Annotated in this window: 29 protein-coding genes and 1 pseudogene; 18 read left to right on the top strand and 12 right to left on the bottom strand. The window is 70.1% G+C overall.

The window, feature by feature from the left end; genetic code table 11:
* Positions 1-89: 89 nt before the first annotated feature.
* Positions 90-971, bottom strand: coding sequence for a bifunctional DNA-formamidopyrimidine glycosylase/DNA-(apurinic or apyrimidinic site) lyase (gene mutM / locus EK403_RS17370; protein WP_128778730.1), 882 nt, complete (start codon positions 969-971; stop codon positions 90-92).
* Positions 972-1169: 198 nt separating this feature from the next.
* Between mutM and ubiE the strand changes: the two genes are divergently transcribed.
* From ubiE to cysK, 8 genes are all read left to right on the top strand, one after another.
* Positions 1170-1943 (top strand): bifunctional demethylmenaquinone methyltransferase/2-methoxy-6-polyprenyl-1,4-benzoquinol methylase UbiE, encoded by a 774-nt coding sequence (gene ubiE / locus EK403_RS17365; RefSeq protein ID WP_128778729.1) that lies wholly within the window; start codon positions 1170-1172, stop codon positions 1941-1943.
* A 175-nt stretch (positions 1944-2118) separates the two neighbouring features.
* On the top strand, positions 2119-3696 hold the full coding sequence (ubiB, locus tag EK403_RS17360) for a 2-polyprenylphenol 6-hydroxylase (protein WP_128778728.1): 1578 nt from the start codon (positions 2119-2121) through the stop codon (positions 3694-3696).
* A gap of 63 nt (positions 3697-3759) precedes the next feature.
* Positions 3760-4035, top strand: coding sequence for a FitA-like ribbon-helix-helix domain-containing protein (locus EK403_RS17355; protein WP_128778727.1), 276 nt, complete (start codon positions 3760-3762; stop codon positions 4033-4035).
* A complete protein-coding gene (locus EK403_RS17350; protein WP_128778726.1) occupies positions 4032-4469 on the top strand; it encodes a type II toxin-antitoxin system VapC family toxin in 438 nt (145 codons plus the stop codon). Before EK403_RS17355 ends, EK403_RS17350 begins: the two co-directional genes overlap by 4 nt.
* Positions 4466-5677, top strand: a complete 1212-nt coding sequence (gene coaBC / locus EK403_RS17345) for a bifunctional phosphopantothenoylcysteine decarboxylase/phosphopantothenate--cysteine ligase CoaBC (protein ID WP_128778725.1) — start codon at positions 4466-4468, stop codon at positions 5675-5677. Before EK403_RS17350 ends, coaBC begins: the two co-directional genes overlap by 4 nt.
* Positions 5674-6129 carry a dUTP diphosphatase gene (gene dut, locus EK403_RS17340; RefSeq protein WP_128778724.1) on the top strand — a complete coding sequence of 152 codons (456 nt, stop codon included), beginning with the start codon at positions 5674-5676 and terminating at the stop codon, positions 6127-6129. Before coaBC ends, dut begins: the two co-directional genes overlap by 4 nt.
* Positions 6130-6147: 18 nt before the next feature.
* Positions 6148-6606, top strand: coding sequence for an RrF2 family transcriptional regulator (locus EK403_RS17335; RefSeq protein WP_128778723.1), 459 nt, complete (start codon positions 6148-6150; stop codon positions 6604-6606).
* A gap of 114 nt (positions 6607-6720) precedes the next feature.
* A complete protein-coding gene (cysK, locus tag EK403_RS17330) occupies positions 6721-7707 on the top strand; it encodes a cysteine synthase A (protein WP_128778722.1) in 987 nt (328 codons plus the stop codon).
* A 48-nt stretch (positions 7708-7755) separates the two neighbouring features.
* Here the strand turns inward: cysK and EK403_RS17325 are convergent, their stop codons facing one another.
* From EK403_RS17325 to hemE, 5 genes are all read right to left on the bottom strand, one after another.
* The gene (locus tag EK403_RS17325; protein ID WP_128778721.1) at positions 7756-8412 is read right to left on the bottom strand and encodes a TPM domain-containing protein; all 657 of its coding nucleotides are present in this window, start codon (positions 8410-8412) and stop codon (positions 7756-7758) included.
* Positions 8406-9197, bottom strand: a complete 792-nt coding sequence (locus EK403_RS17320; RefSeq protein ID WP_428979625.1) for a TPM domain-containing protein — start codon at positions 9195-9197, stop codon at positions 8406-8408. The genes EK403_RS17325 and EK403_RS17320 overlap by 7 nt, the downstream gene beginning before the upstream one ends.
* A 166-nt stretch (positions 9198-9363) precedes the next feature.
* Positions 9364-10629 (bottom strand): transcription termination factor Rho, encoded by a 1266-nt coding sequence (gene rho / locus EK403_RS17315; RefSeq protein WP_128778719.1) that lies wholly within the window; start codon positions 10627-10629, stop codon positions 9364-9366.
* Between the two features lie 279 nt (positions 10630-10908).
* Positions 10909-11337 carry a protoporphyrinogen oxidase HemJ gene (hemJ, locus tag EK403_RS17310; RefSeq protein ID WP_128778718.1) on the bottom strand — a complete coding sequence of 143 codons (429 nt, stop codon included), beginning with the start codon at positions 11335-11337 and terminating at the stop codon, positions 10909-10911.
* A 222-nt stretch (positions 11338-11559) separates the two neighbouring features.
* Positions 11560-12630: a uroporphyrinogen decarboxylase gene (gene hemE, locus EK403_RS17305; RefSeq protein ID WP_428979624.1), complete on the bottom strand. Its 1071-nt coding sequence runs from the start codon at positions 12628-12630 to the stop codon at positions 11560-11562.
* 332 nt (positions 12631-12962) lie between these two features.
* Between hemE and EK403_RS17300 the strand changes: the two genes are divergently transcribed.
* The 5 genes from EK403_RS17300 (at position 12963) to dnaQ (ending at position 16729) form a co-directional block, all read left to right on the top strand.
* Positions 12963-13841, top strand: coding sequence for a pyruvate, water dikinase regulatory protein (locus EK403_RS17300; RefSeq protein WP_128778717.1), 879 nt, complete (start codon positions 12963-12965; stop codon positions 13839-13841).
* Entirely contained in the window at positions 13838-14455 is a 618-nt protein-coding gene (locus EK403_RS17295; RefSeq protein WP_128778716.1) for a Maf family protein, read from the top strand. Before EK403_RS17300 ends, EK403_RS17295 begins: the two co-directional genes overlap by 4 nt.
* Complete coding sequence (locus tag EK403_RS17290; RefSeq protein WP_128778715.1) at positions 14452-15288, top strand: shikimate dehydrogenase; 837 nt, start codon at positions 14452-14454, stop codon at positions 15286-15288. Before EK403_RS17295 ends, EK403_RS17290 begins: the two co-directional genes overlap by 4 nt.
* Positions 15289-15433: 145 nt before the next feature.
* The gene (coaE, locus tag EK403_RS17285) at positions 15434-16018 is read left to right on the top strand and encodes a dephospho-CoA kinase (protein ID WP_128778714.1); all 585 of its coding nucleotides are present in this window, start codon (positions 15434-15436) and stop codon (positions 16016-16018) included.
* 6 nt (positions 16019-16024) lie between these two features.
* A complete protein-coding gene (gene dnaQ, locus EK403_RS17280; protein WP_128778713.1) occupies positions 16025-16729 on the top strand; it encodes a DNA polymerase III subunit epsilon in 705 nt (234 codons plus the stop codon).
* Positions 16730-16736: 7 nt separating this feature from the next.
* Here dnaQ and secB read toward each other — a convergent pair whose 3' ends face one another.
* Complete coding sequence (gene secB, locus EK403_RS17275) at positions 16737-17216, bottom strand: protein-export chaperone SecB (protein WP_128778712.1); 480 nt, start codon at positions 17214-17216, stop codon at positions 16737-16739.
* A gap of 135 nt (positions 17217-17351) precedes the next feature.
* Positions 17352-17810 (bottom strand): FxsA family protein, encoded by a 459-nt coding sequence (locus EK403_RS17270; protein WP_128778711.1) that lies wholly within the window; start codon positions 17808-17810, stop codon positions 17352-17354.
* 237 nt (positions 17811-18047) lie between these two features.
* Between EK403_RS17270 and EK403_RS17265 the strand changes: the two are divergent.
* The 3 genes and pseudogenes from EK403_RS17265 (at position 18048) to EK403_RS17255 (ending at position 20487) form a co-directional block, all read left to right on the top strand.
* Positions 18048-18768 (top strand): annotated as a pseudogene (locus EK403_RS17265) (Tim44/TimA family putative adaptor protein).
* Positions 18769-18778: 10 nt separating this feature from the next.
* Entirely contained in the window at positions 18779-19903 is a 1125-nt protein-coding gene (gene mltA, locus EK403_RS17260; RefSeq protein WP_128778710.1) for a murein transglycosylase A, read from the top strand.
* Positions 19900-20487, top strand: a complete 588-nt coding sequence (locus tag EK403_RS17255) for a Smr/MutS family protein (RefSeq protein ID WP_128778709.1) — start codon at positions 19900-19902, stop codon at positions 20485-20487. Before mltA ends, EK403_RS17255 begins: the two co-directional genes overlap by 4 nt.
* Before the next feature lie 12 nt (positions 20488-20499).
* Here EK403_RS17255 and EK403_RS17250 read toward each other — a convergent pair whose 3' ends face one another.
* Both EK403_RS17250 and EK403_RS17245 read right to left on the bottom strand, forming a co-directional pair.
* Positions 20500-21564, bottom strand: coding sequence for an MBL fold metallo-hydrolase (locus tag EK403_RS17250; protein WP_128778708.1), 1065 nt, complete (start codon positions 21562-21564; stop codon positions 20500-20502).
* Positions 21561-22052 carry a YaiI/YqxD family protein gene (locus tag EK403_RS17245; RefSeq protein WP_128778707.1) on the bottom strand — a complete coding sequence of 164 codons (492 nt, stop codon included), beginning with the start codon at positions 22050-22052 and terminating at the stop codon, positions 21561-21563. The genes EK403_RS17250 and EK403_RS17245 overlap by 4 nt, the downstream gene beginning before the upstream one ends.
* Before the next feature lie 284 nt (positions 22053-22336).
* Between EK403_RS17245 and infC the strand changes: the two genes are divergently transcribed.
* The gene (gene infC / locus EK403_RS17240; RefSeq protein ID WP_245479766.1) at positions 22337-22876 is read left to right on the top strand and encodes a translation initiation factor IF-3; all 540 of its coding nucleotides are present in this window, start codon (positions 22337-22339) and stop codon (positions 22874-22876) included.
* A gap of 173 nt (positions 22877-23049) precedes the next feature.
* Complete coding sequence (locus tag EK403_RS17235; protein WP_128778705.1) at positions 23050-23622, top strand: ActR/PrrA/RegA family redox response regulator transcription factor; 573 nt, start codon at positions 23050-23052, stop codon at positions 23620-23622.
* 15 nt (positions 23623-23637) lie between these two features.
* Here the strand turns inward: EK403_RS17235 and EK403_RS17230 are convergent, their stop codons facing one another.
* On the bottom strand, positions 23638-24267 hold the full coding sequence (locus EK403_RS17230) for a hypothetical protein (protein WP_128778704.1): 630 nt from the start codon (positions 24265-24267) through the stop codon (positions 23638-23640).
* Positions 24264-24640, bottom strand: a 377-nt coding sequence (gspM, locus tag EK403_RS17225) for a type II secretion system protein GspM (protein WP_245479763.1), incomplete at its 5' end; no start/stop codon positions are given. The genes gspM and EK403_RS17230, both read right to left, overlap by 4 nt.

The following is a 24640-nucleotide window of genomic DNA, read 5'->3' as shown; positions in this document are numbered from 1 at the left end:
CGGCGAGCCGGGATGACGCTCAGAATAAGGCGCTTCTTCCGGATGACGATCCCGGATCGCGCCTAAGGCGCGTCCGGGATGACGCCACCCTATTTCTGGCACTCCGGACAGAAGAACGTCGACCGCCCCGTCTGCACGATCCGCCGCACCACGCCGCGGCAGCCTGGCGTCGGGCACGGCTCGTCCTCGCGGTCGTAGACCCGGAAGGAATGCTGGAAATAGCCGAGCGCGCCGTCGGCATGCGCGAAGTCGCGCAGCGTCGAGCCGCCGGCCGCGATCGCGGCTTCGAGCGTCGCCCGGATCGCGGGAGCCAGCCGCGCCGCGCGTCCGGTCGGCGCGCCGTCCTTCCGGGCGAGAGTGTGCGCGAGCCGCTTCGGCGACAGCCGCGCGCTGTGCAGCGCCTCGCACACATAGATGTTGCCGAGCCCCGCGATCAGCCTTTGGTCCAGCAGCGCCGCCTTGAGGCTCGTCTGTTTGCCGGCGAACAGTCTGGCGAGCAGCGCGCCGTCGAGCTCGTTTCCCAGCGGCTCGAAGCCGACGTGACGGAACAGCGGGTGCGCCGCGAGCCCCGAACGCGGGATCAGCGCCATGAAGCCGAAGCGGCGCGGGTCGTTGTAGGTGATCGTCGCCCCGCCCGAGAGCCGGAACGCCACATGGTCGTGCGCCTCGGCCTTCGAGCGCGGATGATGGAAGGCGCCGGGCGCGGTCGCCATTTCAGGCAGCAGGACGCGGAACGAACCCGACATGCCGAGATGCATGACCAGCACCTCGCCATCGTCGAGATCGGCGAGCAGATATTTGGCCCGCCGTCCGAGCGACGTGACGGTCCGGCCCGCGAGCCGCTCGGCGAAGCGTTCCGGAAAGGGAAAACGCAGGTCCGGCCGCCGCGCCTCGACCCGCTCGATGACGCGCCCCTCCATCACGGGCGCGAGCCCCCGCCGGACGGTCTCGACTTCGGGAAGTTCGGGCATGAGACGGGACCTCACGTCCTGGCCTTGAGCCGGGACTCATTGGCGGCGGCTGCGGCCGGGACGAGCGGCAGCAGCGTTTGCTCCGGTTATGTCGCGGTTTATGGGTCCCGGCTCAAGGCCGGGACATGAGGGCGGCGCTGGCGTCCCAATCCGGCGCGGGCTAGGGTCCGGCCGCCCCGCCCGATCGTTATGGACGCCATGGCCCTCAAGGACGAGACCTTCGACAACCGGACCCATTTCGGCTTCGCGAACGCCGCGCCGGGCGAGAAGCAGGGGCTGGTCGACGACGTGTTCCACAAGGTCGCGTCGCGCTACGACCTGATGAACGACCTGATGTCGGGCGGCCTGCACCGCGCCTGGAAATCCGCGATGGTGACGGCGATCGGCCTGCCGCGCTCGGCCCGCGCGTTCCGGCTGCTCGACGTCGCGGGCGGCACCGGCGACATCGCGTTCCGGGCGCTCGCGCGGGGCGGCGCGGCCGTCGCGGTCACGGCGCTCGACATCAACGGCGCGATGCTGGCTGTCGGCGCCGAGCGCGCCGCCAAGCGCCGCCTCTCCGACCGGCTGACCTTCGTGCAGGGCAACGCCGAGGACCTGCCCTTCCCCGAAAAATCCTTCGACGCCGTCACGATCGCGTTCGGAATCCGCAACGTGCCGGACATCCCCAGGGCGCTGCGCGAGATGCGCCGCGTGCTGAAGCTCGGCGGGCGGGCGCTGGTGCTCGAGTTCTCGAAGGTCGACACGCCCGGCCTCGACCGGCTCTACGACGCCTTCTCGTTCAACGTGATCCCGAGGATCGGCAAGGCGGTCGCGGGCGACGCCGAGCCCTACCGCTACCTCGTCGAATCGATCCGCCGCTTCCCCGACGCCGAGACCTTCGCGGACATGATGCGCGAGGCCGGCTTCGAGCAGGTCTCGGCGACGCCGATGACCGGCGGCGTGGCGGCGCTCCATCTGGGCTTCCGGATTTGACGGCGAAGCGGAGGCGTTCTGCGTGCTTTGAGACGCCGGCCTTTGGCCGGCTCCTCAGCATGAGGAGCCGTGGTGATCTGGAACCCTCCGCGGTCCTCATGCTGAGGAGCCCGCGCGAGCGGGCGTCTCGAAGCACGCAAGGCGCGTCTCCCAAGGGTCGAATCGGCGTTTCGCAATGTCCGCGCTGAGCCTGCCGTCGAACCTGGCGCGCCTCGCCCGCGCGGGCTTCGTGATGGCGCGAGAGGGCGCGCTCCGCCTCGCGGATCCGATCGAGCTGCCGCCCTCCATGCGGACGCTGATCCGGCTCGGCCGGCTGCTCGAGAAGCGCTCGGCGCGCGACGGCGCGGAGGGGCTGGCGCGCGCGCTGCAGCGGCTCGGCCCGTCCTATGTGAAGCTCGGGCAATTCCTCGCCACCCGGCCGGACGTCGTGGGCGCGAGGGTCGCGCTCGACCTCGAACGGCTGCATGACCGGGTCGAGCCGTTCCCCCAGGAGCAGGCCGAGGCCGCGGTCGCCGAGGCGCTCGGCGCGCCGATCTCCATGCTGTTCACGAGGTTCGGCCCGGCGGTGGCCGCGGCCTCCATCGCCCAGGTGCACCGCGCCGCGGTCCTGACCCCCGAGGGCGTCGAGCGCGCGGTCGCGGTCAAGGTGCTGCGGCCCGGCGTGACGCGCCGCTTCGCACGCGACCTGCAGGCCTTCTTCGCCGTCGCGCGCTTCATCGAGCGCCGCGTCCCGAAGGCGCGGCGGCTGAAGCCCGTGGTGGTGGTCGAGACGCTGGCGCGCTCTGTCGCGATCGAGATGGACCTCCGTCTCGAGGCCGCGGCGATCTCCGAGATCGCCGAGAACACCGCGGCCGACCCGGGCTTCCGCGTTCCGGCCGTCGACTGGGAGCGCTCGGGCCGCACGGTGCTCACACTCGACTGGGTCGACGGGGTCAAGCTCTCCGACCGCGCAGGGCTGGAGGCCGCGGGCCTCGACCTGCCGGCGCTCGGCCGACACCTGATGCAGACCTTCCTGCGGCACGCGATGCGCGACGGCTTCTTCCACGCCGACATGCATCCCGGGAACCTGTTCGTCGACGCCGGCGGCGCGATCGTGGCGGTCGATTTCGGCATCACGGGCCGGCTCGGCCGCAAGGAGCGGCGCTTCCTCGCCGAGATCCTCCACGGCTTCATCGTGCGCGACTACAGGCGCATCGCCGAGGTGCATTTCGAGGCGGGCTACGTGCCGCCGGAGGAGTCGGTCGAGGAGTTCGCCCGGGCGCTGCGCGCCATCGGCGAGCCGATCCATTCGCGGACCGCCGATCAGATCTCGATGGCGCGGCTGCTGACGCTGCTTTTCGAGGTCACCGAACTGTTCCAGATGCAGACCCGGCCCGAGCTGCTGATGCTGCAGAAGACCATGGTGGTGGTCGAAGGCGTCTCGCGCACGCTCGACCCGCATCTCGACATGTGGAAGACCGCCGAGCCCGTCGTCCGGGAATGGATCGAGCGCAATCTGGGTCCGCTCGGGATCGCCGAGACCGCGGCCGATGAGCTCCGCCAGCTCGTCCGCGGTCTCGCGGCCGTGCCGGAGCTGCTCTTGCGCGTGGAGCGCATCTCGGTGGAGCTTGAGGAGGTCGTCCGCGGGGGGGGGCTGAGCTATTCGGACGAGAGCATCCAGGCGATCACCCGCGGCGTCCAGCGCGCCGCGCTCTGGGGCAATGTCGCGCTCGGCGCGATCGCGGTGGCGGCGCTGGTCTATCTGTTCCGGTGAGTGCGTTGATTGCGATGCGATCACCTGTGAGCTAGCCTTAAGCCCTTCTCTAAGAGGGTGATCGTGGCGAGTTTAACCATTCGAAATCTAGACGACGAGTTGAAGCTCCGTCTCAGGATTCGTGCTGCGCAAAAAGGGCGTTCCATGGAGGAGGAAGCGCGCCAGATCCTTCATCACGCGCTCCCGGCGAGCAATGGCGGGGTGGACGGTGGTTTGGCGTCCGCGATCGCCGCGATCTTCGACCCGCTCGGCGGAGTTAATCTCGACGTACCGAAACGCGGTTCCGGGCGCGAACCGCCAGACTTCAGCGGGCCGGCCTACGACGCTTACGACAAATGATCGTGGTCGACACGAACGTGCTGTCAGAAGTCATGAAACCCGCACATGACCAGTCACGTGCGGTGTTCGATTGGCTCGACGGTCTGCCTCCGCAGACCGTATATACGACGTCCATCACAGTCGCTGAGATTGGGGCCGGCCTTCAGCGATTGGCCGCGGGAAAGCGTCGGGACACTATGGTCGCCGCCGCGCGACGCATGTTCGACGACCTTTTCGACCGCCGCATTCTGCCGTTCGATAGGATCGCGGCCGAAATTTATGCGCGCTTGCCCGCCGCCCGCCGCCAGGCAGGTCTTCATCACGACCATACGCTTGATCTTCAGATCGCTGCGATAGCAGTCGGCTACATGGCGCCCGTCGCGACCCGTGACGTCGGGGATTTCGCCGGGTTGGGGCTTACCCTCATCAACCCCTGGGACCACCCGGCCCCATGACCTCCTCCCGCATCCTGTTGGTCATCGGCGGCGGCATCGCGGCCTACAAGTCGCTCGATCTGATCCGGCGGCTGAAGGAGCGCGGCTTCTCCGTGCGCGCGATCCTGACCGCGGGCGGCGCGGAGTTCGTGACGCCGCTCTCGGTCGCGACGCTCACCGGCGAACGCTGCTTCCAGGATCTGTTCGACCTCACCGACGAGCACGACGTCGGCCACATTCGGCTCGCGCGCGACGCCGACCTCGTGGTCGTGGCCCCGGCGACCGCCGACCTGCTGGCCAAGATGGCCAACGGTCTCGCGAACGACCTCGCCTCGACGGCGCTGCTTGCGACCACCGCGCCGGTGCTCGCGGCGCCGGCCATGAACCCGACCATGTGGGCGCACCCCGCGACCCGCCGCAACGTCGCCCGCCTCTCCGAGGACGGAGTCGCGTTCGTCGGACCCGCGACCGGAGCGATGGCCGAGCGCGGCGAGAGCGGGCTCGGCCGCATGTCGGAGCCGCTCGACATCGTGGCCGCGGTCGAGGCCAGGCTGCGCGCCGCGAAGACCGAAGGCCCGCTCGCGGGCCGGCGCGTGCTGGTGACCTCGGGGCCGACCCACGAGCCGATCGACCCCGTGCGGGTGCTGGCGAACCGCTCTTCCGGCCGGCAGGGCCATGCGATCGCCGCCGCGGCCGCGAAGGCCGGCGCCGAGGTCGTGCTGGTCTCGGGGCCCGTCTCCCTGCCGGATCCGGCGAGCGTCACGGTGGTGAAGGTCGAATCCGCGCGCGAGATGCTGGCGGCGGTCGAGGCGGCGCTGCCTGCGGACCTCGCGGTGTTCGCGGCCGCGGTCGCGGACTGGCGGGTCGCCGAGGGCGCGGAGCAGAAGATCAAGAAGGGCGCGGGCGGGCCGCCATCGCTGGCGCTGGTCGAGAACCCCGACATCCTCGCGACGGTGTCGCGCGGCCTCGCCCGCCCGCAGCTCGTCGTCGGCTTCGCGGCCGAGACCGAGAACGTCGTCGAGCACGCCCGGCAGAAGCTCGAGCGCAAGGGGTGCGACCTGATCGTGGCGAACGACGTTTCGCCCGCCACGGGGATCATGGGCGGCGAGGCCAACACCGTTCATCTCGTTAGCCCAGGCGGCGTCGAATCCTGGCCGGCGATGAGCAAGGAAGCGGTGGCGGAAGCGCTCGTCCAGCGTTTCGCCGCGGCGCTCAAGGTATCGGGATGACGGGTCCGGCGCTCAAGGTCCTGAGGCTGCCGCACGGCGCGGGCCTGCCGGCTCCGGCCTATGAGAGCGAGGCCGCCGCCGGGCTCGATCTCAGGGCGGCGGTCCCCGACAACGCGCCTTTGACCATTCCTCCGGGCGGACGCGCTCTTGTCCCGACGGGTCTGTCGCTCCAATTCCCAGCGGGATTCGAGGCTCAGGTGCGCCCTCGGTCGGGGCTCGCGCTCCGGCACGGCGTCACAGTGCTCAACGCGCCCGGAACGATCGATGCGGACTATCGCGGAGAGGTCAAAGTTCTGCTCGTCAACCTGGGAGAAGCGGACTTCGTGGTCGAGCGCGGCGCGCGGATCGCGCAGCTCGTGGTCGCGGCCGTCGCGCGGGCCGAACTCCGCGAAGCGGACGCGCTCGATCCCAGCGCACGGGGAGAGGGCGGCTTCGGTTCGACCGGGCGCTGAGGCCCGGAGGGAGACGCCATGAACCTGCTGCCGCGCCGGAGCCTGCTTGCGGTCGCCGCCGTCGTCGACATCGCCTACCATGCGCGGCCGACCCCGATCGCGGCCAAGACGCTCGCGGCGCGGCACGGCCTGCCGCCGCGCCATCTCGAGACGCTGCTCCAGGTGCTGGTGCGCGCCGGAATCCTGAAGGGCGTGCGTGGGCCCCGCGGCGGCTACGAGCTCGCGCGGGAGCGGCGGCGCATCTCGATCGCCGACATCGTGCGTGCGGCGCTCGGCGAGGGCGAGGACGGGCGCGACGCCGAGCCGTCCGAAGACGGCTCGGCGCTCGTCTCCGAGGTGGTCACGCCGATGATTCGCTCGGCCTCCGAGGGCTTTCTGGAGCGGCTCGGCGAGATCAGCGTCGACGAGCTCTGCCGCGAGGCCGAGCGGCGCGCCGTTTTCGGCGACCCCCGGCCGACCTACGATTTTACGATATAGATAAGTAATTAATCCAATTCATCGACACGAGACTGTGTCTTTGCTAGCGTCCCGCTCAGCATGAAGATTGGACGTCGCACGCGAACCGTCGGCGGCGATCCCAGGGAGGATGCCATGAGCCAGCCCGCACTCAAGCCCGCCCCGGAGCCCGCGCGCGCGCCCGGACGCGGACGCGTCTACGACTCGATCACGGACACGATCGGCGACACGCCGCTGGTGCGGCTCGATCGGCTGGTCGCGCACAAGGGCGTGAAGGCGCATGTCCTCGCCAAACTCGAATTCTTCAACCCGATCGCCAGCGTGAAGGACCGCATCGGCGTCTCGATGATCGACGCGCTGGAGCGCGACGGCGTCCTGAAGCCCGACAGCGTCCTGGTCGAGCCGACCTCCGGCAACACCGGCATCGCGCTCGCCTTCGTGGCGGCCGCGCGCGGCTACCGGCTGATCCTCGTTATGCCCGAGACGATGTCGATCGAGCGTCGCAAGATGCTGGCCCTTCTCGGCGCCGAGCTCGTGCTGACCGAGGGGCCGAAGGGCATGAAGGGCGCGGTCGCGCGCGCCCAGGAGCTCGTCAAGGAGATCCCGAACGCGGTGATCCCGCAGCAGTTCGAGAACCCCGCCAATCCCGAGATCCACCGTCGCACCACGGCCGAGGAGATCTGGAACGACACCCATGGCGACGTCGACTACATCGTCTCCGGCGTCGGCACCGGCGGCACCATCACGGGCGTCGGCCAGGTGCTGAAGCCCCGCAAGGAGTCGCTGAAGGTCGTGGCGGTGGAGCCCGAGGATTCGCCGGTGCTGTCCGGCGGCCAGCCGGGCCCGCACAAGATCCAGGGCATCGGCGCGGGCTTCGTGCCGGGCGTGCTCGACCGGTCGGTGATCGACGAGGTCGTGACCGTCGGCAACCAGACCTCATTCGAGACCGCGCGTCTGATCGCCCGGCTCGAAGGCATCCCGGTGGGCATCTCGTCGGGGGCGGCGGTCGCGGCCGCACTGGAGATCGCCGCGCGTCCGGAGGCCGCCGGCAAGACCATCGTAGTCATCATCCCGAGCTTCGCCGAGCGCTATCTGTCGACGGCGCTGTTCGAAGGGCTCTGAGGGGCTCCTTCTCTCCCCTTGCAAAGGGGAGGGTGGAGATCCCCCCTCTCAGCGCATCACGGGCTCGTTCGGAAGCTCGTCGCCGAGGCCCGGCTCCGGCGGCAGGGCCTCGGACAGGGCGTCGCCGCAGCGTTTGACCGCGGCGACGACCCCGTCCGCCAGCCGGCCCTGCTTCGCGGCCGCGACCACGTCGTGCACGGTCTCGCGCCAGGTCTCGGGCGCGACCGCGGCGTGCACGCCTTCGTCCGCGATCACTTCGACGTTGCGGTCCGCGATCGCGACGTGGATCAGCACGCCGGTGCGCTCCTTCGTCCGGCCGAGGCCGAGCTCGGCGAAGGCGCGCGCTGCGGTCTCATGGGCGGCCGCGGAAGGAAGCCGGTCGATCATCAGCGCCCGGCGGACCCGTGACGACGACGCCAAGGCCGCAAGCGCTGCGAAGACCGTGGCCTGACCCAGCATGATGGCGTGGAGCGAAAGCCCGAGCAGCCAGAACAGTCCGGCGCTGGCGATCGCCAGAAAGCCCGAGACCACGAGCGCGATCGTCGCGTCGGTCTCCTCGCAGGGGTCAGTCTCGATCGCGACCACGATCTCGGCCGCGGTCCGGAGCTCGACCGCCTTGACCGCGTCTGCGATGCGGCGCCGGTCGGCCTCGCTCAGGAGCTGGTCCGAGGGCGAGGTTGCGGGAGCTTCGTGCAGCGTCACCATCCGCCCGAAGCTCCGCCGCCGCCCGACGATCCTCCGCCGCCGCCGCCGAAGCCGCCGCCTCCCCCGCCGCCGGACCACCCCCCGCCGCCCATGCCGGGGCCGCCGATGATCCAGGGCCCGTGGCGGCGTGAAACGCCGCGAGCGCCCCCGGACCTGATCGCGCGCCACAACACGTAGAGGAAGAACAGAAAAAAGCAGACCATGAAGATCGAGACGAAGAGCGGCGTCTCCTCCTTCGACCTGTCCGCCAGCGCGGCGCGCCGCTGGTAGTCGTCGGCCTGGCCGGAGAAGACCGCGATGACGTCGTCGGCGCCGCGCGCGATCCCGCCCGGCAGGTCGCCGGCCTTGAAGCGCGGCAGGATGGCGTTCTCGATGATGAGGCGCGAGACCGCGTCGGTGAGGTCGCCCTCGAGGCCGTAGCCGACCTCGATCCGCACCTTGCGCTCGGTCGGCGCGATGAGCAGCAGCGCGCCGTCGTTGCGGGTCTGGTCGCCGATCTTCCAGTCGCGGAACAGCCGGTTGCCGTAATCCTCGACCGACGCCCCCTGCAGCGACGGCACGGTCGCGACCGCGAACTGGTGGCCGGACCGATCGTGGAACGCCTTGAGCTTGGCGACGAGCGCCTGTTCCTCGGCGGGAGGCAGCACGTTCGCGGCGTCGACCACGTAGTTGGTGAAGGCCGGAAAGGTGAGGTCCGCGCGGACGGGGGCGGCGAACGACGAGCAGGCGATCGCGACCGCCGCCGTCAGAAAGAAAATGAAGCGCCTGATCGCCATCGGCGTCATTCGGTGCACGAGACCGGCGGAGGGGGCAAGCGCCGCGCTTATGTCCCGGCCTTGAGCCGGGACCCATTCGGCGCGACGGCCGCTATTGAAACGCTCCGAACAATGACTTGAGTGCGCGGAGCACAATAGGTCCCGGCTCAAGGCCGGGACATGAGGGCGGCGACGCTCAGGTGTTCATCGACTCGAAGAAGTCGGCGTTGGTCTTGGTGGACCGCAGCTTGTCGAGCAGGAACTCGATGGCGTCGACCGTGCCCATCGGATTGAGGATGCGGCGGAGCACATACATCTTCTTGAGCGTGTCGGCCGGGACGATGAGCTCTTCCTTGCGGGTGCCCGAGCGGGTGATGTCCATCGACGGGAAGACGCGCTTGTCCGAGACCTTGCGGTCCAGGATGATCTCGGAGTTGCCGGTGCCCTTGAACTCCTCGAAGATCACCTCGTCCATGCGCGAGCCGGTGTCGATCAGCGCCGACGCGATGATGGTGAGCGAGCCGCCTTCCTCGATGTTGCGCGCCGCGCCGAAGAAGCGCTTCGGGCGCTGCAGCGCGTTGGCGTCGACGCCGCCGGTCAGCACCTTGCCCGAGGACGGCACGACGGTGTTGTAGGCGCGGCCGAGCCGCGTGATCGAGTCGAGCAGGATGACGACGTCGCGGCCGTGCTCGACCAGGCGCTTGGCCTTCTCGATCACCATCTCGGCGACCTGCACGTGGCGTTGCGCCGGCTCGTCGAAGGTCGAGGAGATCACCTCGCCCTTCACCGAGCGTTGCATGTCGGTGACCTCTTCGGGCCGCTCGTCGATCAGAAGGACGATGAGGTAGCATTCGGGGTGATTGGCGGCGATCGCGGTCGCGATGTTCTGCATCATGACCGTCTTGCCGGTGCGCGGCGGGGCCACGATCAGCGCGCGCTGGCCCTTGCCGAGCGGCGCGACGATGTCGATCACGCGGGTCGACATGTCCTTCTTGGTCGGGTTCTCGATCTCCATCCTCAGCCGCTCGTCGGGATAGAGCGGAGTGAGGTTGTCGAAATGGACCTTGTGGCGCGCCTTGTCCGGGTCCTCGAAATTGATCGTGTTGACCTTGAGCAGCGCGAAATAGCGCTCGCCCTCCTTCGGAGAGCGGATCTGGCCCTCGACCGTGTCGCCGGTCCTCAGAGAAAAGCGGCGGATCTGCGAGGGCGAGATGTAGATGTCGTCCGGACCCGGCAGGTAGTTGGCGTCGGGCGAGCGCAGGAAGCCGAAGCCGTCCTGCAGGACCTCCACCACCCCGCCGCCGATGATGTCGACCTCGCGGGCGGCGAGCTGTTTCAGGATCGCGAACAGGAGCTCCTGCTTGCGGAGCGTGGATGCGTTCTCGACCTCGAGCTCCTCGGCCTGGGCGAGGATTTCGGTCGGAGACTTGGCTTTGAGATCGAAGAGCCTGACTTCTGGCATCGAAGGCCTTTGAGGGAACCGACGCGGGGCCTCGCGTCGTCAGTGGCGGGATATGAAGAGAGCGTCGCCGGACGGCGGAACCGCGGACGGAAACTTGTACGCCGCAGTTTTTGATCGTCGGGGAGCGGGCCGCGGAACCGTTCGCGAGAGGCGATCGGCTGTGTCGCCTGAGCTTCGGACGCGAAAGCCCGACTCGAAGGCTGAACAGATACATATCGGCTCGCGCGTCCGGCCACAAGTCTCGGGCGAGGCTTTCACGGCGAATTCAAATCCGGGCCGTCAGAACGGCTTCACCACCACCAGCACGACGATCGCGATCATCAGCACGGTCGGGACCTCGTTGACGATCCGGAAAAACCTCTGGCTCCGCTCGTTGCGATCCTGCGCGAAGGCGCGGACCTGCCCGGCCAGGAAGCCGTGCATCGCCGAAAGCAGGATCACGAGGACGAGCTTGGCGTGCAGCCAGCCCGAGGCCATCCATCCGCCCTTCCAGACGAGGAACAGGCCGGCGAGCCACGCCACGATCATGGCCGGGGTCATGATCGCCTTGAGCAGCCGACGCTCCATGACCTTGAAGGTCTCGGACTGCTCCGAGCCCCGCGGGACGACCGAATGATAGACGAAGAGGCGCGGCAGATAGAGCGTCGCGGCCATCCACGCGATCACCGCGATGACATGCAGGGCCTTGATCCAGAGATAGAGGTCCATGGTCTTTCCAAAGTCGTCATCCCGGCCGCAGCGAAGCGGAGCGTCGGGATCGTTCGCAGAATTGAGCTCGTCATGGTCCGGCTTGACCGGACCATCCAAGTCGAGCGCGGAGCTCGACGCCGACGATGGGTCCTCCGGTCAAGCCGGAGGACGACGACGAGGTTTACGATCAGACTTCCATACGCTCCCGGCGCTCCGCTTCGTTGCGGCCGGGATGACGCCTTACGCTCCCCGGACCCGCGCCACGAGCCTTGCGACATGCTCCGGCGGCGTCTCCTGCCTCACGCCGTGGCCGAGGTTGAGGATCATCGGATAGCCGCCCAGAGCGTCCAGGACCTCGTCCACGGCGCGGTCGAGCGCCTCGCCGCCCGCCACCAGGGCGATCGGGTCGACCGCGCCCTGGAGCGCCCTGGAGGCGTAGACGGCCGATCGGGCGACCCGCAGGTCCTCGGAGGTCGCGAGGCCGAAGCCGTCGGCCGGCACCGCGCCGGCGAAATCCGCGAGCTTGGCGCCTGCGCCGCGCGCGAAGGCGATGATCTTGGCGCCCGGAACCTCCGCCCTGACGCGCGCGCAGATCTCGGCGATCGGCGCGGTCGACCAGCGCGCGAATTCGCCCGGGGGCAGATCGCCGCTCCAGCTGTCGAAGATCTGCACCGCGTCGGCCCCTGCGCGGAGCTGCGCCACGAGATGCGCAACGGAGGCCGCGACCAGCCGGTCAATGAGTTCGGCGAACAGCTCAGGCTCGCGATAGGCGAGGAGGCGAGCGGGCGCCTGCTCGTCGCCGCCGCGGCCCGCCACCATGTAGGTCGCGACCGTATAAGGCGCGCCGCAGAAGCCGATCAGCGCTTTCGATTGGTCAAGCGCGCTCCGGACGCGCGACACCGTCTCGTAGACCGGCGCAAGCGCGCCCAGGTCGATCTCGTCACTGAGGCGGCCGAACTCCTTGCGGTCAGCGATCGGATCGAGCCGGGGCCCCTCGCCTTCGACGAAGCGCACCTCCTGGCCGAGCGCATGCGGCACGACCAGGATGTCGGAGAACAGGATCGCGGCGTCGAGGTCATAGCGTCTGATCGGCTGCAGCGTGACCTCGGCGGCGAGCTCGGGCGTGAAGCAGAGATCGAGGAAGCCGCCCGCCTTGGCGCGGAGCTCGCGATATTCCGGCAGATAGCGGCCGGCCTGCCGCATCAGCCAGACCGGAGGCGGCGTAAGCGTCTCTCCGGACAGCGCCCTGATGAGGCCCGACGCGTGCTTTACGCGTCCTTCCCGCCGGCGTTCGCCCACAGCTCCGCTCACCGACTCTCCTTCCCAATAATCCTTAGAGAGACTCTTCTGCTTCTTTTTCTAGGGGGGCGGATTACAGCCGTTCCGAAAGCTCCACAAGCCGTCCACAGGAAGCCCGCGTTAACGGTCCGTTAAGAAGTGCGGCGGAACAGCGTCGTTAAGGACTTGTTCACCCTTTCCCGATCCGTCGTCCCGCGCTCTCCCGTCTCGCGGCCCCTGTTGATGAAATTCGCCGCCTCGGCGACAGTGGCCCCGCCGACGCGTGGAGCGACGGCGATCCGTCCACAGCCGTCCACAGCCTGTCGACTCCTTGTCGGCGCCGGGACGCCTCGTCCGAAACGCCGATGTCGACGCCGCGCCCGACTTTCCATTTCCATCTGGTGTCCGACGCGACCGGCGAGACGCTGATGGCGGTGGCGCGCGCCGCCGCCTCCCAGTTCCGCAGCGTCGAGGCGGTCGAGCACGTCTATCCGCTGGTGCGCTCGGCCCGGCAGCTCGAGCGCGTGCTGAACGAGATCGCCGAAGACCCGGGCATCGTGCTCTACACGCTGGTCGACGAAGGGCTGATCGTGGCGCTCGAAGCGCGAGCCCGCGAGCTCGGCTGCCCGTGCCTCTCAGTGCTGTCGCCGCTGTTCCAGCTGATGCGCAGCTTCCTCGGCATGGAGAGCGCCGCCCAGGCCGGCGCCCAGCACGACCTCAACGAGGACTATTTCCGGCGGATCGACGCGTTGAACTACACGATGGCCCACGACGACGGCCAGGGCGCCCACGACCTCGCAGGCGCCGACGTCGTGCTGCTCGGCGTGAGCCGGACGTCCAAGACCCCGACCTCGATCTATCTCGCCAACCGCGGTGTGAAGACCGCGAACGTGCCGCTGGTGCCCGACGCGCCGCTGCCGCCCGGGCTCGAAGAGCTCGAGGCTCCGCTGATCGTCGGCCTGATCGCGACCCCCGACCGGATCGTCGCCGTGCGCCACAACCGGATCCTGGGGCTGGAAGGCGCGATGCGGGGCCGGCTCAGCGAGGCCGCCTATGTCGACCGCGACGCCGTGGCGGCCGAGATCGTCTCGTCACGCAAGCTCTGCGCCCGCAACGGCTGGCCGATGATCGACGTCACGCGGCGTTCTATCGAGGAGACCGCGGCGTCGATCGTCTCGATGCTGAACGAGCATCGCGCGCGCCGCGCCGTCGAGTCCCCCGTCGCTGGCGGGACAGGCCCGTGAGCGCGCTGTGGCGCGAGCCCGCGCCGCTCGTCCTCGCTTCGAAGAGCGCGATCCGCATGGCGATCCTCAAGGACGCCGGTCTGCCCGTGCAGGCGCGGCCCGCCGAGCTCGACGAGCGCGCCGTCGAGGCGCAGCTTTCAGGCGACGGCGCGAACCCCGCCAACGTCGCGGGCGCGCTCGCGGTCGCCAAGGCGATCGACGTCTCAAGCCGGCTGGCGGGACGGCTGGTGGTCGGGGCGGACCAGACGCTCTCGCTCGACGGGGAGCGGTTCACCAAGCCCGTCTCCCGCGACGCCGGCCGCTCGCAGCTCTTGCGGCTTTCGGGCCGGACGCACGCGCTGTTCTCCGGCGCGGCGATCGTGCGCGACGGACATGTGCTGTGGAGCGGCGTGGCGGAGGTCCGGCTGGCCACGCGGCCGCTCGGCGAGGACTTCCTGGACGCCTATCTCGAGGCCGCCGGCGAAGGCGCGCTGACGAGTGTCGGCGGCTATCAGTTCGAGGGGATCGGCGCGCAGCTCTTCGAGCGCGTCGAGGGCGACTATTTCGCGATCCTAGGCCTGCCGCTGCTGCCCGTCCTCGCCGCGCTGCGTTCGCTCGGCGCGCTCGCCTCGTGAGCGCGCCTCGCGCCTGCGTGATCGGCTGGCCCGTGCGCCATTCGCGCTCGCCTATGATCCACGGTTACTGGCTAAAGCAGTATGGGATTGCGGGCTCCTACGAGCATGCCGAAGTCCCCCCCGAGGGTTTTGCCGATTTCGTCCGCGGCTTCGGGCGCGAAGGCTTCGTGGGGGGCAACGTCACGATCCCTCACAAGGAGGCGGGCTTCGCGCTGGTCGACGAGGCGGATGGCGACGCGGCCGCGCTCGGCGCCGTCAACACCCTGTGGCTCGAGGACGGACGGCTCTTCGGCGCCAACACCGACGGGATCGGCTTTCTGGCCAATCTCGACCAGGGCGCGCCCGACTGGGAGGGCGACCGCGGGACCGCCGTGGTGCTGGGCGCAGGCGGCGCCTCGCGGGCCGTGGTCCGGGCGCTCGCCTCGCGCGGCTTCGGCCGGATCGCGGTCGTCAACCGCACGGCGGACAAGGCCGAGGCCGTGGCGGCGCTCGCGGGGCCGGCGGGCCGCGCCTGCGGCTATGACGAATTGTGGCGCTGGCTGCAGTCGGCCCAGGTGCTGGTCAACGCCACGTCGCTCGGGATGGTGGGCAAAGGGAAGCTTGACGTCCATCTCGGCGAACTGCCCGAGGACGCGGTGGTCAACGACCTCGTCTACGTCCCGCTGGAGACCGGCCTGCTCGCGCAGGCGCGCGCCCACGGGAACAGGGTCGTGGACGGCCTCGGCATGCTGCTGCACCAGGCGGTTCCGGGCTTCGAGCGCTGGTTCGGAACGCGTCCCGAGGTGACTGAGGAGTTGCGGGCGCTGGTCGCGGCCGACATTGAAGGGCGATGAAACGCGACCCTCACGTCCCGGCCTCGAGCCGGGATCCGTCCGTCTCCGCGCGCGCCATGCTTCCGGCGAACAATTCCCTTCGTGACTCTTTGCGTTGGATCGGTCCCGGCTCGAGGCGGGGACATCAGGTCGGAGCCCGCCGCCCGTGATCGTCATCGGCCTCACGGGCTCGATCGGCATGGGCAAGTCCACGACCGCCCGGCTGTTCGCCGAGGAGGGCGCGCCGGTGCACGACGCCGACGCGACCGTCCACCGGCTCTATGCCGGCGAGGCAGCGCCGCTGATCGAGGCCGCGTTCCCAGGAACGACCCGCGACGGCGCCGTCGATCGCAAGGAGTTGGGGACGAGGGTGCTGGGCGACCGCGCGGCGCTGGAGAAGCTCGAAGCGATCGTCCATCCTCTGGTGCGCAAAGCCGAGGCCGAGTTTCTGGCCCGGGCGCGCGCCGAGGGCGCCACGGCCGTGGTTCTCGACATCCCGCTGCTTTTCGAGACCGGCCGGGACGGCGAGATGGACGCGGTGGTGGTGGTCAGCGCCGGCGAGGACGAGCAGAGGCGGCGGGTGATGGAGCGGCCGGGCATGACCGAAGAGGCGTTTCGCGGCATCCTGGCCCGGCAGACGCCAGACGCCGAGAAGCGCGCCCGCGCCGACGTCGTGATCGACGCCTCGACCGGGGTCGAGGACGCCCGCGCCCAGGTGCGCGCGGCGCTGGCGAAGCTCGCGGGAGGCTGAGCCGCCATGCGCGAGATCGTGCTCGACACCGAGACCACCGGGCTCGATCCGCTGACCGGCGACCGGGTGGTCGAGATCGGCTGCGTGGAGCTCCTGAACCGCATCCCGACCGGCGCGAGCTACCACGTCTACGTCAATCCCGAGCGCGACATGCCCGAAGGGGCGTTCCGCGTTCACGGCCTCTCGACCGAATTCCTGTCGGACAAGCCGCGCTTCGCCGAGATCGCGGACGGGTTCCTGGAATTCATCGCCGACGACGCGCTGGTGATCCACAACGCGGCCTTCGACGTCGGCTTCCTGGACGCCGAGCTGGGCAAGGTCGGCAAGCCGAAGATCGCGCGCGAGCGGGTCGTCGACACGCTGATGCTCGCCCGCCGCAAGAATCCCGGCGGCCAGGCTTCGCTCGACGCGCTCTGCCAGCGCTACGGGATCGACAATTCACGCCGCACCAAGCACGGCGCTCTGCTCGACAGCGAGATTCTCGCGGAGGTCTATCTGGAGCTGCTGGGCGGGCGGCAGGCCTCGCTCGGCCTGTCGCATCTGGCCGGCAAGGGCGGGCTGAGCGGGGCCAAGGTGGCGCAACGGCCGGTCCCGCTCGCGCCGCGGATCACCGAGGCCGAGATCGCCGCGCACGCGGCCTTCGTCGCGACGCTCAGCGGGACGCCGATCTGGCGGGAATATTTGGCCGAAGCGGACGGCGCGACCGCCTGAGCCGTCCTCAGGACGGCTGCTGGCCGGAGCGCTGCGCTTCTTCGGCGCGGGCGCGGTAGAGCGCGGCGAAATCGACCGGGTCGATCATCAGCGGCGGGAAGCCGCCGTTCCGCACCGAGTCGGCCACGATCTGCCGGGCGAAAGGGAACAGCAGGCGCGGGCACTCGATCATCACCACCGGATGGATCTGGTCCTCGGGGATGTTGATGACGCGGAACACCCCGCCATAGGTGAGGTCGACGCGGAAGATCTGGAAATCGGCGTCCTTGGCCTGGCCCTCGATCGCGAGCTCGACCTCGAAATCCGTGTCGCCGACCTTGCGGGCGTTGACGTTGACGTTGATCTCGATCTGCGGGGAGGTCTGGCGCGGCGCCATCGAGCGCGGCGCGTTCGGGTTCTCGAACGACATGTCCTTGGCGTACTGCGCCAGCACGTTGATGGCGGGAGCCTTGTTCTCGGGCGCCGGCGCGCCGTTGGTGTTGGCCATGTCTGGTCTCTTGTCCGAAAGGGGTCCGGGCGCCGCGCGCCGCGATCGGGCGCGGCGTAACACGCGCCTCGCCGAAACGGCAAGGCGCGCCCCCTTCAGGCGAAAGGATGAGACCGGCGACGCCAGCCGGCCGGCTCAGGTCTTCGGGCCGCCCGCGGGTTCGACCTCGCGCCATTCGCGCGTGTCGAGGTCGACCGTGCCGACCTCCGCCGGACGCGCCGGACCGCGCGGCGTCCTCGTGGCGGCCGTCGGCCGTTCGGGGCCGACGATCAGCCGGCGGATCCTGCGGCGGGCTTCGGGCACGAGCGCCAGCACGCCGAGCGCGTCGGTCACGAAGCCCGGGATCGCGAACAGCAGGCCCGCCAGCCCGCGAAGGCCGTGCTGCTGGTCGAGCGCGAAGGAGACGAGGCCGCCATTGCGCCGCGCCTTGGCTTTCGCCTCGGTGATGAGCGAACCCAGCATGGCGACGCCGATCAGCGAGATCGCGAGCTGCAGAAGCACCGCCTTGCCGAGACCGATGGCCATGGCGACCAGCGCGAAGGCGATCAGCTCGATCACCGGCAGGAGGAGAACAAGGCCGAGAAGTCGGGGCATGGTCGTCTGTCAGCGTCCCTTGATGCGCAATGCGCGACAGTGGGTTATGTGGGGAGAGGATGCGACGGAATTCAAGCCGGCGCGGCGGGCGGCTGGAATAGCGGCGCGATCTCCTCACATATAGGCGGATGCCCTTCGCGTGAGCGGACGGCGCACGGCGCTCCGGACGCTCCGAAGCCTTCGGCCAGAGGAGCGGCGCCGGCGTCAGGGCCAAGAGACCCACGACTGCGAGACGAGATGAACGACGGCTTCGACATCTACACGATCATCATCCTCGTGCTGGCGGTGTTCATCTTCCTGCGGCTGCGCTCCGTGCTGGGCACGCGCACGGGCAATGAGCGGCGCCCGCAGGACCCCTTCGTCGGCCGCCCCCAGCCCAATCCGGAGGCCGGCGCCGATAAAGTGATCCCGCTGCCCCAGCGCAATTCCGAGCCGCAGCCAAAGGCGGAGCCTACCGAGGAGCCAGAGGACGCCGGCGCCCGCTGGACCGGCGTCGCGGAGCCCGGCACGCCGGTCGCCCGCGGCCTCGACCAGCTCGCCGAGGCCGAACGCGGCTTCGACGCCCGCGAGTTCGTGGCCGGCGCGCGCGGCCTATGAAATGATCGTCACGGCGTTCGCGGCCGGCGACCGCAAAACCCTGAAGCCGCTGCTCGCCCGCGACGTGTTCGAGAGCTTCTCGGCCGCCATCGCCGATCGCGAGAATCGCGGCGAGTCGGTCGAATCGAATTTCGTCTCGATCGAGAAGTCCGAGATCACCGTGGTCGAGGTCGTGGGCCGCACGGCGCAGATCACCGTGCGCTTCGTCTCCAAGCTGATCACCGCGACACGCGACCGGACCGGCGCCGTGATCGACGGCAGCCCGACCGAGATCGCCGATCTCGTCGACGTCTGGACCTTCGCGCGCGAGCTCAATTCGCGCGACCCGAACTGGCGGCTGATCTCGACCGAAGCGGTCTGACAGCCCTGACATGGGCGGACGAGGCGCTGCGCTCGTGGCCGGCATGATGCTCGGCGCGCAGGTCGCCGCCGCCGCTCCGCAGGGACTCGCGCCCGTCTCCTTCGACGCGCTGGATGGTTGGGCGCAGGACGATCATGCGGCCGCCTTCGAGACGTTCCGGTCCTCCTGCGGCGCGATCCTCGAGGATCGTCCGCCGTCCCGCCCGGCGCAGCCGCCCGGCGACGCCCTGAAGGCGGTCTGCAAAAAGGCGGCCTCTATGGACCGGCTCGGCGCGACTGCGGCCCGCGCCTTCTTCGAAACCGCGTTCCAGCCCTATCGCGTCGGCCCCGGGACGCTCACCGGCTATTACGAGCCTGAGATCGACGGTTCTCGCGTCCCGACCGCGCGCTTCGACACGCCGCTGCTGGCGCGGCCCATGGACCTCGTCACGATCCCGGACGGCGAGACGCTGCCCGGCGTTGCCGAGGGGCTCGGCGGCGCGCGGAAAGCGCCCGGCGGCTACGAGCCCTATCCCGACCGCGCGTCGATCGAGGACGGCGCCCTGTCGGGCCGCGGGCTGGAGCTCGTCTACGCCGAGCGCGTCGACGCCTTCTTCGTCCACATCCAGGGCTCGACCCGGGTCCGCCTTCCGGACGGGTCGACCATGCGGCTCGCCTTCGACGGGCGGAACGGGCGCAAATTCACGGGCATCGGCCGTCTTCTGGTCGAGCGCGGCGCGATCGAAAAGGGCGCGGCCAGCATGGCGTCGATCCGCCGGTGGCTCGCCGACAATCCGCGAGAGGGCCGCGCGCTGATGCGCGAGAACCAGTCCTACATCTTCTTCCGGACCGACGAGACGCTGAGCCATGCCGACGGGCCGCTCGGCGCGCAGAACGTGCCGCTGACCCCCGGGCGGTCGATCGCGGTCGACCGCGGCCTCTGGTCTTATGGGATGCCGTTCTGGCTCGAGGGCCGGTTTCCAGGCGGCGAAGCGATCCGTCGGCTCACCGTCGCCCAGGACACCGGCTCGGCGATCCTCGGCGCGGCGCGCGGCGACTACTTCGCCGGGACGGGCGACCGCGCCGGGGCGATCGCGGGCGGCATGAAGCAGAAGACCGAGTTCTTCGTGCTTTTGCCGCGCGAGGCCGGCCCGTGACGGAGCGCCGTCGCAGGCGGCTGAGCGAAGCGGAGCTCGCGCTTTGGGCCAAGGTCGTGGAGTCGGTCAAGCCGCTGTCGCGCTCCGACAAGGAGGCCGCAGCGGCGGCTCTCAAGGCCGAGGCGGCCGCCGTCGCGGAGGCCGCGCCTTCGCGGCGTCCGAACCCGCAAGAGGGCGGCGCTCCGCCGTCCGCCCCGCGTCCCCCCGCCTCTCCGGCCCCGCCCCCGCTTGCGCCGCTCGAGACTCGCTTCCGCCGCCGCCTCGCGCGCGGCGTGGTGGCGATCGACGCCCGCATCGACCTGCATGGGCTGCGGCAGGAGGAGGCCCATCGCAGGCTCGCCTCCTTCCTGTCGGGCGCGCAGGCGCGCGGCCACAAGATCGTGCTGGTCATCACCGGCAAGGGCGGCCCTGCGCGGCTCGAAGGCGACCCCTATGCCGAGCGCGGCGTGCTGCGGCGGTCGGTGCCGATCTGGCTGTCGTCGCCGGCGGCCCGGAGCGTGGTGGTGGGGTTCGAGCCCGCCGACCCGGTCCATGGCGGCATAGGCGCGCTCTATGTGCGGATCCGCAAGGGCGGCCGGCCGTGATCCTGGGCGCGGTCAGGCGACCGGCGCCTCCCAGACTTCGCCGGGTTTCAGCGCCCTGAAGCGCTCGTCGGCAACGCCCTCGGCCGCGAGCGCTTCGGCGAGCGCGCCCGCGGGCGCTTCCACGCCTTCGGCGGTCAGCCGGAAAACTCCCCAGTGGCAGCCGACCGCGTGCTCCGCGCCGAGCAGGCGGAAGGCCGTCACGGCGTCGGCCGGGTTCATGTGCTGGTCCTTCATGAACCAGCGCGGCTCATAGGCGCCGATCGGGAGGATCGCGAGGCGGAAGGGGCCGTGCCGCTCGCGCGCCTCGGTGAAGATCGCGCCGCCCGCGAGCCCGGTGTCGCCCGCGAAATAGATTCGTCCCGCGCTGCCTGCGTCGATCGCGAAGGCCGCCCAGAGCGCCTTGCGCCGGTCGGTCACGCCGCGGGCCGACCAGTGATAGGCGGGCGTGAGAGTCGCCGAGACCTTGTCGGAAAGCTCGACGCGGTCGCCCCAGTCGAAGGCCTCGGCGCGGATCCGCGGATCGCGCGCCTTCAGGATCGCGTCGTTGCCGAGCGGGGTGACGACGCGCGGCGCGTCGCGCAGATGGAGCCGCGTGAGCGTCTCCAGGTCCATGTGATCGTAATGGTTGTGGGACAGCAGGACGACGTCGATCTTCGGCAGGTCGTCGAACGCGATCCCTGGCGGATTGGCGCGCTTCGGCCCCGCGAAGCCGACCGGCGAGGCGCGCTCCGACCAGACCGGGTCGGTCAGCAGATTGAGCCCGGCCGTCTGGATCAGGTGGGTGGCGTGGCCGATCGCGGCGAGCCGCAGGCCCGCGCCCTCGACGCGCGCCGGCGGACGGTCGGCGAACGGGCTCGGCCAGGTCAGGGGCCAAGGCTCCTTCTCGGCGAGCGTCAGCGCGCGGAACGCCTCGACCGGGGTCTTGGACCAGCGATGGTCGGGGTTGAAGAAGCGCAGGCCGTCGAAATGGTCGGTGACCGGCCCCTCGTAATAGGGGTTGCGCCCGCGGGCGTGCGCGAACCAGGCGGAGCCCAGCACGGGCGCGGCGAGCGCCGCGAGCACGCCTCGCCGCGTCACGCCTCGGCCGCCTCGGCGGCGAGCGTCCGTTTCGACCGGTTCGCCGCGTGCTCGAGCTCCTGCAGGAAGCGCGACCGGTCGCGGGCCGCGAAGGGCCTCGGCCCTCCGGTGATCTCGCCGGTCTCGCGCAGATGGCTCATCAGGTCGCGGGTCGCGAGCGCCGCGCCGATCGAAGCCGTCGTGAAGGGCTTGCCCGTGGGGCCGAGGACCGCCGCGCCCTTCTCGAGGCTGCGCGCGGCGAGCGGGATGTCGGCCGTGACCACGATGTCATGCGCTTCAACTTCGTCGACGATCCAGTCGTCGGCGGCGTCCGGGCCGTCGCTCACCACCTGGAGCCTGACGCCTTCTACGCGGGGAACCGCGATGAAGCGGTTCGCGACGAAGATCACGTCCAGCCCGTGCCTGTCGGCGACGCGCATCGCCTCGTCCTTGACTGGGCAGGCGTCGGCGTCGACCAGGATTCGGGGGAGGCGTCGATCGGACGACATGGGCCTCTGTTTGCTGCGGAACGGGGCGGAACGGCTCTCGCCGCAGCCCGGATCGCCAAGAACATGGCGCGCCCGGTCCGCGACTGCGAGCCCAAAAATCCAGCGGCGCCGCCCGGTCCGCCGCGGGCGGGAACCGCACGGTCATTGACTTCGCGGCGCTTTGTCACGATCTTTGGCCAAGACGCCGGCGGCTGCACGCCGACGCGAGCGCCTCGTGTTTTGTCACGGGGTTTTTTGCGTTCTGCCGGTTGTCGCCCCATCGTCGTCAAGAGGAGAGCGCCGCCATTCGTCGTCCCATGAGGCCCGTCGCGCCGGTTCAGAAAGAAGGACCGCGCGTCAACAAGGAGATCCGAGTCCTCGAAGTCCAGCTCATCGACGCCGATGGGCACAATCTCGGCCCGACAAAGATCAACGACGCGCTGCAGGCCGCAGAGGACGCCGGGCTCGACCTCGTCGAGATCGCGCCGAATTCGGTCCCGCCGGTCTGCAAGCTGCTCGACTACGGCAAATATAAGTATCAGAGCCAGAAAAAGGCCGCCGAGGCGCGCAAGAACCAGAAGATCGTCGAAGTCAAAGAGATCAAGATGCGTCCCAACATCGACGATCACGACTACGACGTGAAGATGAAGGCGATGCGCCGATTCTTCGACGAGGGCGACAAGGTCAAGGTGACCCTGCGGTTCCGCGGCCGCGAGATGGCGCACCAGGACCTCGGGCTCAAGCTGCTGGTGAAGGTCCGCGAGGAGGTTTCGCTGCTGGCGAAGGTCGAGAGCGATCCGTCGCTCGAAGGCCGCCAGATGACGATGGTCCTGGCCCCGCGCTGACCGGCTCCCCGCGCCGGGGCCCCTCCGGCGCGCTTAACCCTGAGACAAAGCCCTGCCTGGCTCCGCCGAAGGCGCCGATGCGCGCCCATTGATCGGCTGCGGGCGACGGTATAGTGCTTCGATTGGTCGCGCTTGAAGTCGGCGGCCTTTGCGTACCCAGGCCGAGAGAGACGATGCAAGTGAGCGCCGAGCATGCATCGGGAGCCGAGACCACGGCGCCCGGCGGAGACATGAGCCTCCTGATCGTGGATGACGACCGCGCTTTCGTGCAGCGCCTCGGACGCGCCATGGAGGCGCGCGGCTACGCCGTGACCGTCGCCGAGTCGGTCCGCGAAGGGCTCGAGGCGGTCGACCGGTCGCCGCCGGCCTTCGCGGTGGTGGACATGCGGCTCGGCGACGGCTCGGGCCTCGACGTCATCTCCGCGCTGAAGGCGCGACGTCCGGACGCTCGCGGCATCGTGCTCACGGGCTACGGCAACATCGCGACGGCGGTGACGGCCGTGAAGCTCGGCGCAGTCGACTATCTGGCCAAGCCCGCCGACGCGGACGAGATCCACAACGCCCTGATCGCCGGCGACCACAAGCCCGAACCGCCCGAGAACCCGATGTCAGCCGACCGCGTGCGCTGGGAGCACATCCAGCGGGTTTACGAGCTCTGCGGACGCAACGTCTCGGAGACCGCCCGGCGGCTCAGCATGCACCGCCGCACCCTGCAGCGGATCCTCGCCAAGCGCGCCCCGCGCTGAGGCCCTAGATTCAGCCTACTGATCCTCGTCCTCATCGTCGGGCTGCGTCGCGCGGTTCGACTGACGGGGCGGCTTCGGTCGGCGGGGCGGCGCGCCGTCCACGTCGAGGTCGGGCGTCTCCTCGTCTGCGGAAGCGGCGGACGGCTCCGTCCGCTCGAACATGCGGTACTGCTCCTCGCGCTCGTCGAGCGTGAGCTTGAGGGTCGAGGCGTCGATCGCCGTCACCAGCCAGCCGCCGACCTGATCGCCGAGCCGCAGGCGCTCGATCTTCCCGCCGCCGCCGGTATTCTCCACGACGGCGATCGATCCCTCCGGACCCTCCACGACGCCGGCGAGCTTGAGCTCGGGGGGCGGGGACGGCTTGCGCGCCGGCGGGGGCGGCGGCGGAGGCGGCGGGGCCTCGGCGACCGGGGGCGGCGGCTCGGGCCGGCGGCGCGACGGCGTGAACAGCGGCATGTCCCGGAAGCCCGTGAGCGAACCCTTGTCGAGCGCCGCCAGCGGGTTGAGGGCGAGCGTCTCGGGCGACGGGGCCGCGCCGGAGTCCTCGGCCGCGTCAGCGGCTTCGTCGACGGGGCCGCCGGACGGCCCGGCGAGCGCCGTCGCGGCTCCGAGCGCGAGCGCCACGGCGATGAGCGCGGCCCTCACGACGTCACCTTCCGGTGGCCACGCACCACGAGCGAAACCCGCAAAGTCGGATCCTCGGGATCGTCCTCGCCGGTCACGTCGAGTCGGCGCGTCTCGAGTCGCTCGATGGTGAGCAGCGGCAGCCGGGTCTCGAGCCCGTAGATCAGGTCGAGCAGCCCGTCATTGGTCGCGTCGAAGGTGACGCGGAGGTCGACGCGGCCGTCGTCCGGCGCGTCGGAGGCGCGCTCGGTTCCGGGCTCCTGGCTCTCGATCAGCTTGCCGTCGGCGGCGCTGACCGCCTCGACCAGAAGCTTCTGGAGCTCAGCCCGGGCGAGCTCCACCCCGTCCCCCGGCAGATAGATCGACCTGGCGTCGAGCTTCTTCTGGTTCTCGG

This window comes from Hansschlegelia zhihuaiae, from assembly GCF_004103825.1.
Classification (GTDB): Bacteria; Pseudomonadota; Alphaproteobacteria; order Rhizobiales; family Methylopilaceae; genus Methylopila; species Methylopila zhihuaiae.
This window is presented reverse-complemented; position numbering and strand designations above follow the sequence as displayed.

Bases quoted from the DNA above. Each gene is read 5' to 3' on its own strand.
- ubiB (WP_128778728.1), top strand. From the start codon at position 2,119: ATGTCCGCGCTGAGCCTGCCGTCGAACCTGGCGCGCCTCGCCCGCGCG.
- hemJ (WP_128778718.1), bottom strand. From the start codon at position 11,337: ATGGACCTCTATCTCTGGATCAAGGCCCTGCATGTCATCGCGGTGATC.
- EK403_RS17325 (WP_128778721.1), bottom strand. From the start codon at position 8,412: ATGGTGACGCTGCACGAAGCTCCCGCAACCTCGCCCTCGGACCAGCTC.
- EK403_RS17270 (WP_128778711.1), bottom strand. From the start codon at position 17,810: ATGCCCCGACTTCTCGGCCTTGTTCTCCTCCTGCCGGTGATCGAGCTG.
- EK403_RS17300 (WP_128778717.1), top strand. From the start codon at position 12,963: ATGTCGACGCCGCGCCCGACTTTCCATTTCCATCTGGTGTCCGACGCG.
- dnaQ (WP_128778713.1), top strand. From the start codon at position 16,025: ATGCGCGAGATCGTGCTCGACACCGAGACCACCGGGCTCGATCCGCTG.
- cysK (WP_128778722.1), top strand. From the start codon at position 6,721: ATGAGCCAGCCCGCACTCAAGCCCGCCCCGGAGCCCGCGCGCGCGCCC.
- EK403_RS17245 (WP_128778707.1), bottom strand. From the start codon at position 22,052: ATGTCGTCCGATCGACGCCTCCCCCGAATCCTGGTCGACGCCGACGCC.
- EK403_RS17320 (WP_428979625.1), bottom strand. From the start codon at position 9,197: ATGACGCCGATGGCGATCAGGCGCTTCATTTTCTTTCTGACGGCGGCG.
- mltA (WP_128778710.1), top strand. From the start codon at position 18,779: ATGGGCGGACGAGGCGCTGCGCTCGTGGCCGGCATGATGCTCGGCGCG.
- coaBC (WP_128778725.1), top strand. From the start codon at position 4,466: ATGACCTCCTCCCGCATCCTGTTGGTCATCGGCGGCGGCATCGCGGCC.
- mutM (WP_128778730.1), bottom strand. From the start codon at position 971: ATGCCCGAACTTCCCGAAGTCGAGACCGTCCGGCGGGGGCTCGCGCCC.
- secB (WP_128778712.1), bottom strand. From the start codon at position 17,216: ATGGCCAACACCAACGGCGCGCCGGCGCCCGAGAACAAGGCTCCCGCC.
- rho (WP_128778719.1), bottom strand. From the start codon at position 10,629: ATGCCAGAAGTCAGGCTCTTCGATCTCAAAGCCAAGTCTCCGACCGAA.
- EK403_RS17335 (WP_128778723.1), top strand. From the start codon at position 6,148: ATGAACCTGCTGCCGCGCCGGAGCCTGCTTGCGGTCGCCGCCGTCGTC.
- dut (WP_128778724.1), top strand. From the start codon at position 5,674: ATGACGGGTCCGGCGCTCAAGGTCCTGAGGCTGCCGCACGGCGCGGGC.
- ubiE (WP_128778729.1), top strand. From the start codon at position 1,170: ATGGCCCTCAAGGACGAGACCTTCGACAACCGGACCCATTTCGGCTTC.
- EK403_RS17235 (WP_128778705.1), top strand. From the start codon at position 23,050: ATGCAAGTGAGCGCCGAGCATGCATCGGGAGCCGAGACCACGGCGCCC.
- EK403_RS17350 (WP_128778726.1), top strand. From the start codon at position 4,032: ATGATCGTGGTCGACACGAACGTGCTGTCAGAAGTCATGAAACCCGCA.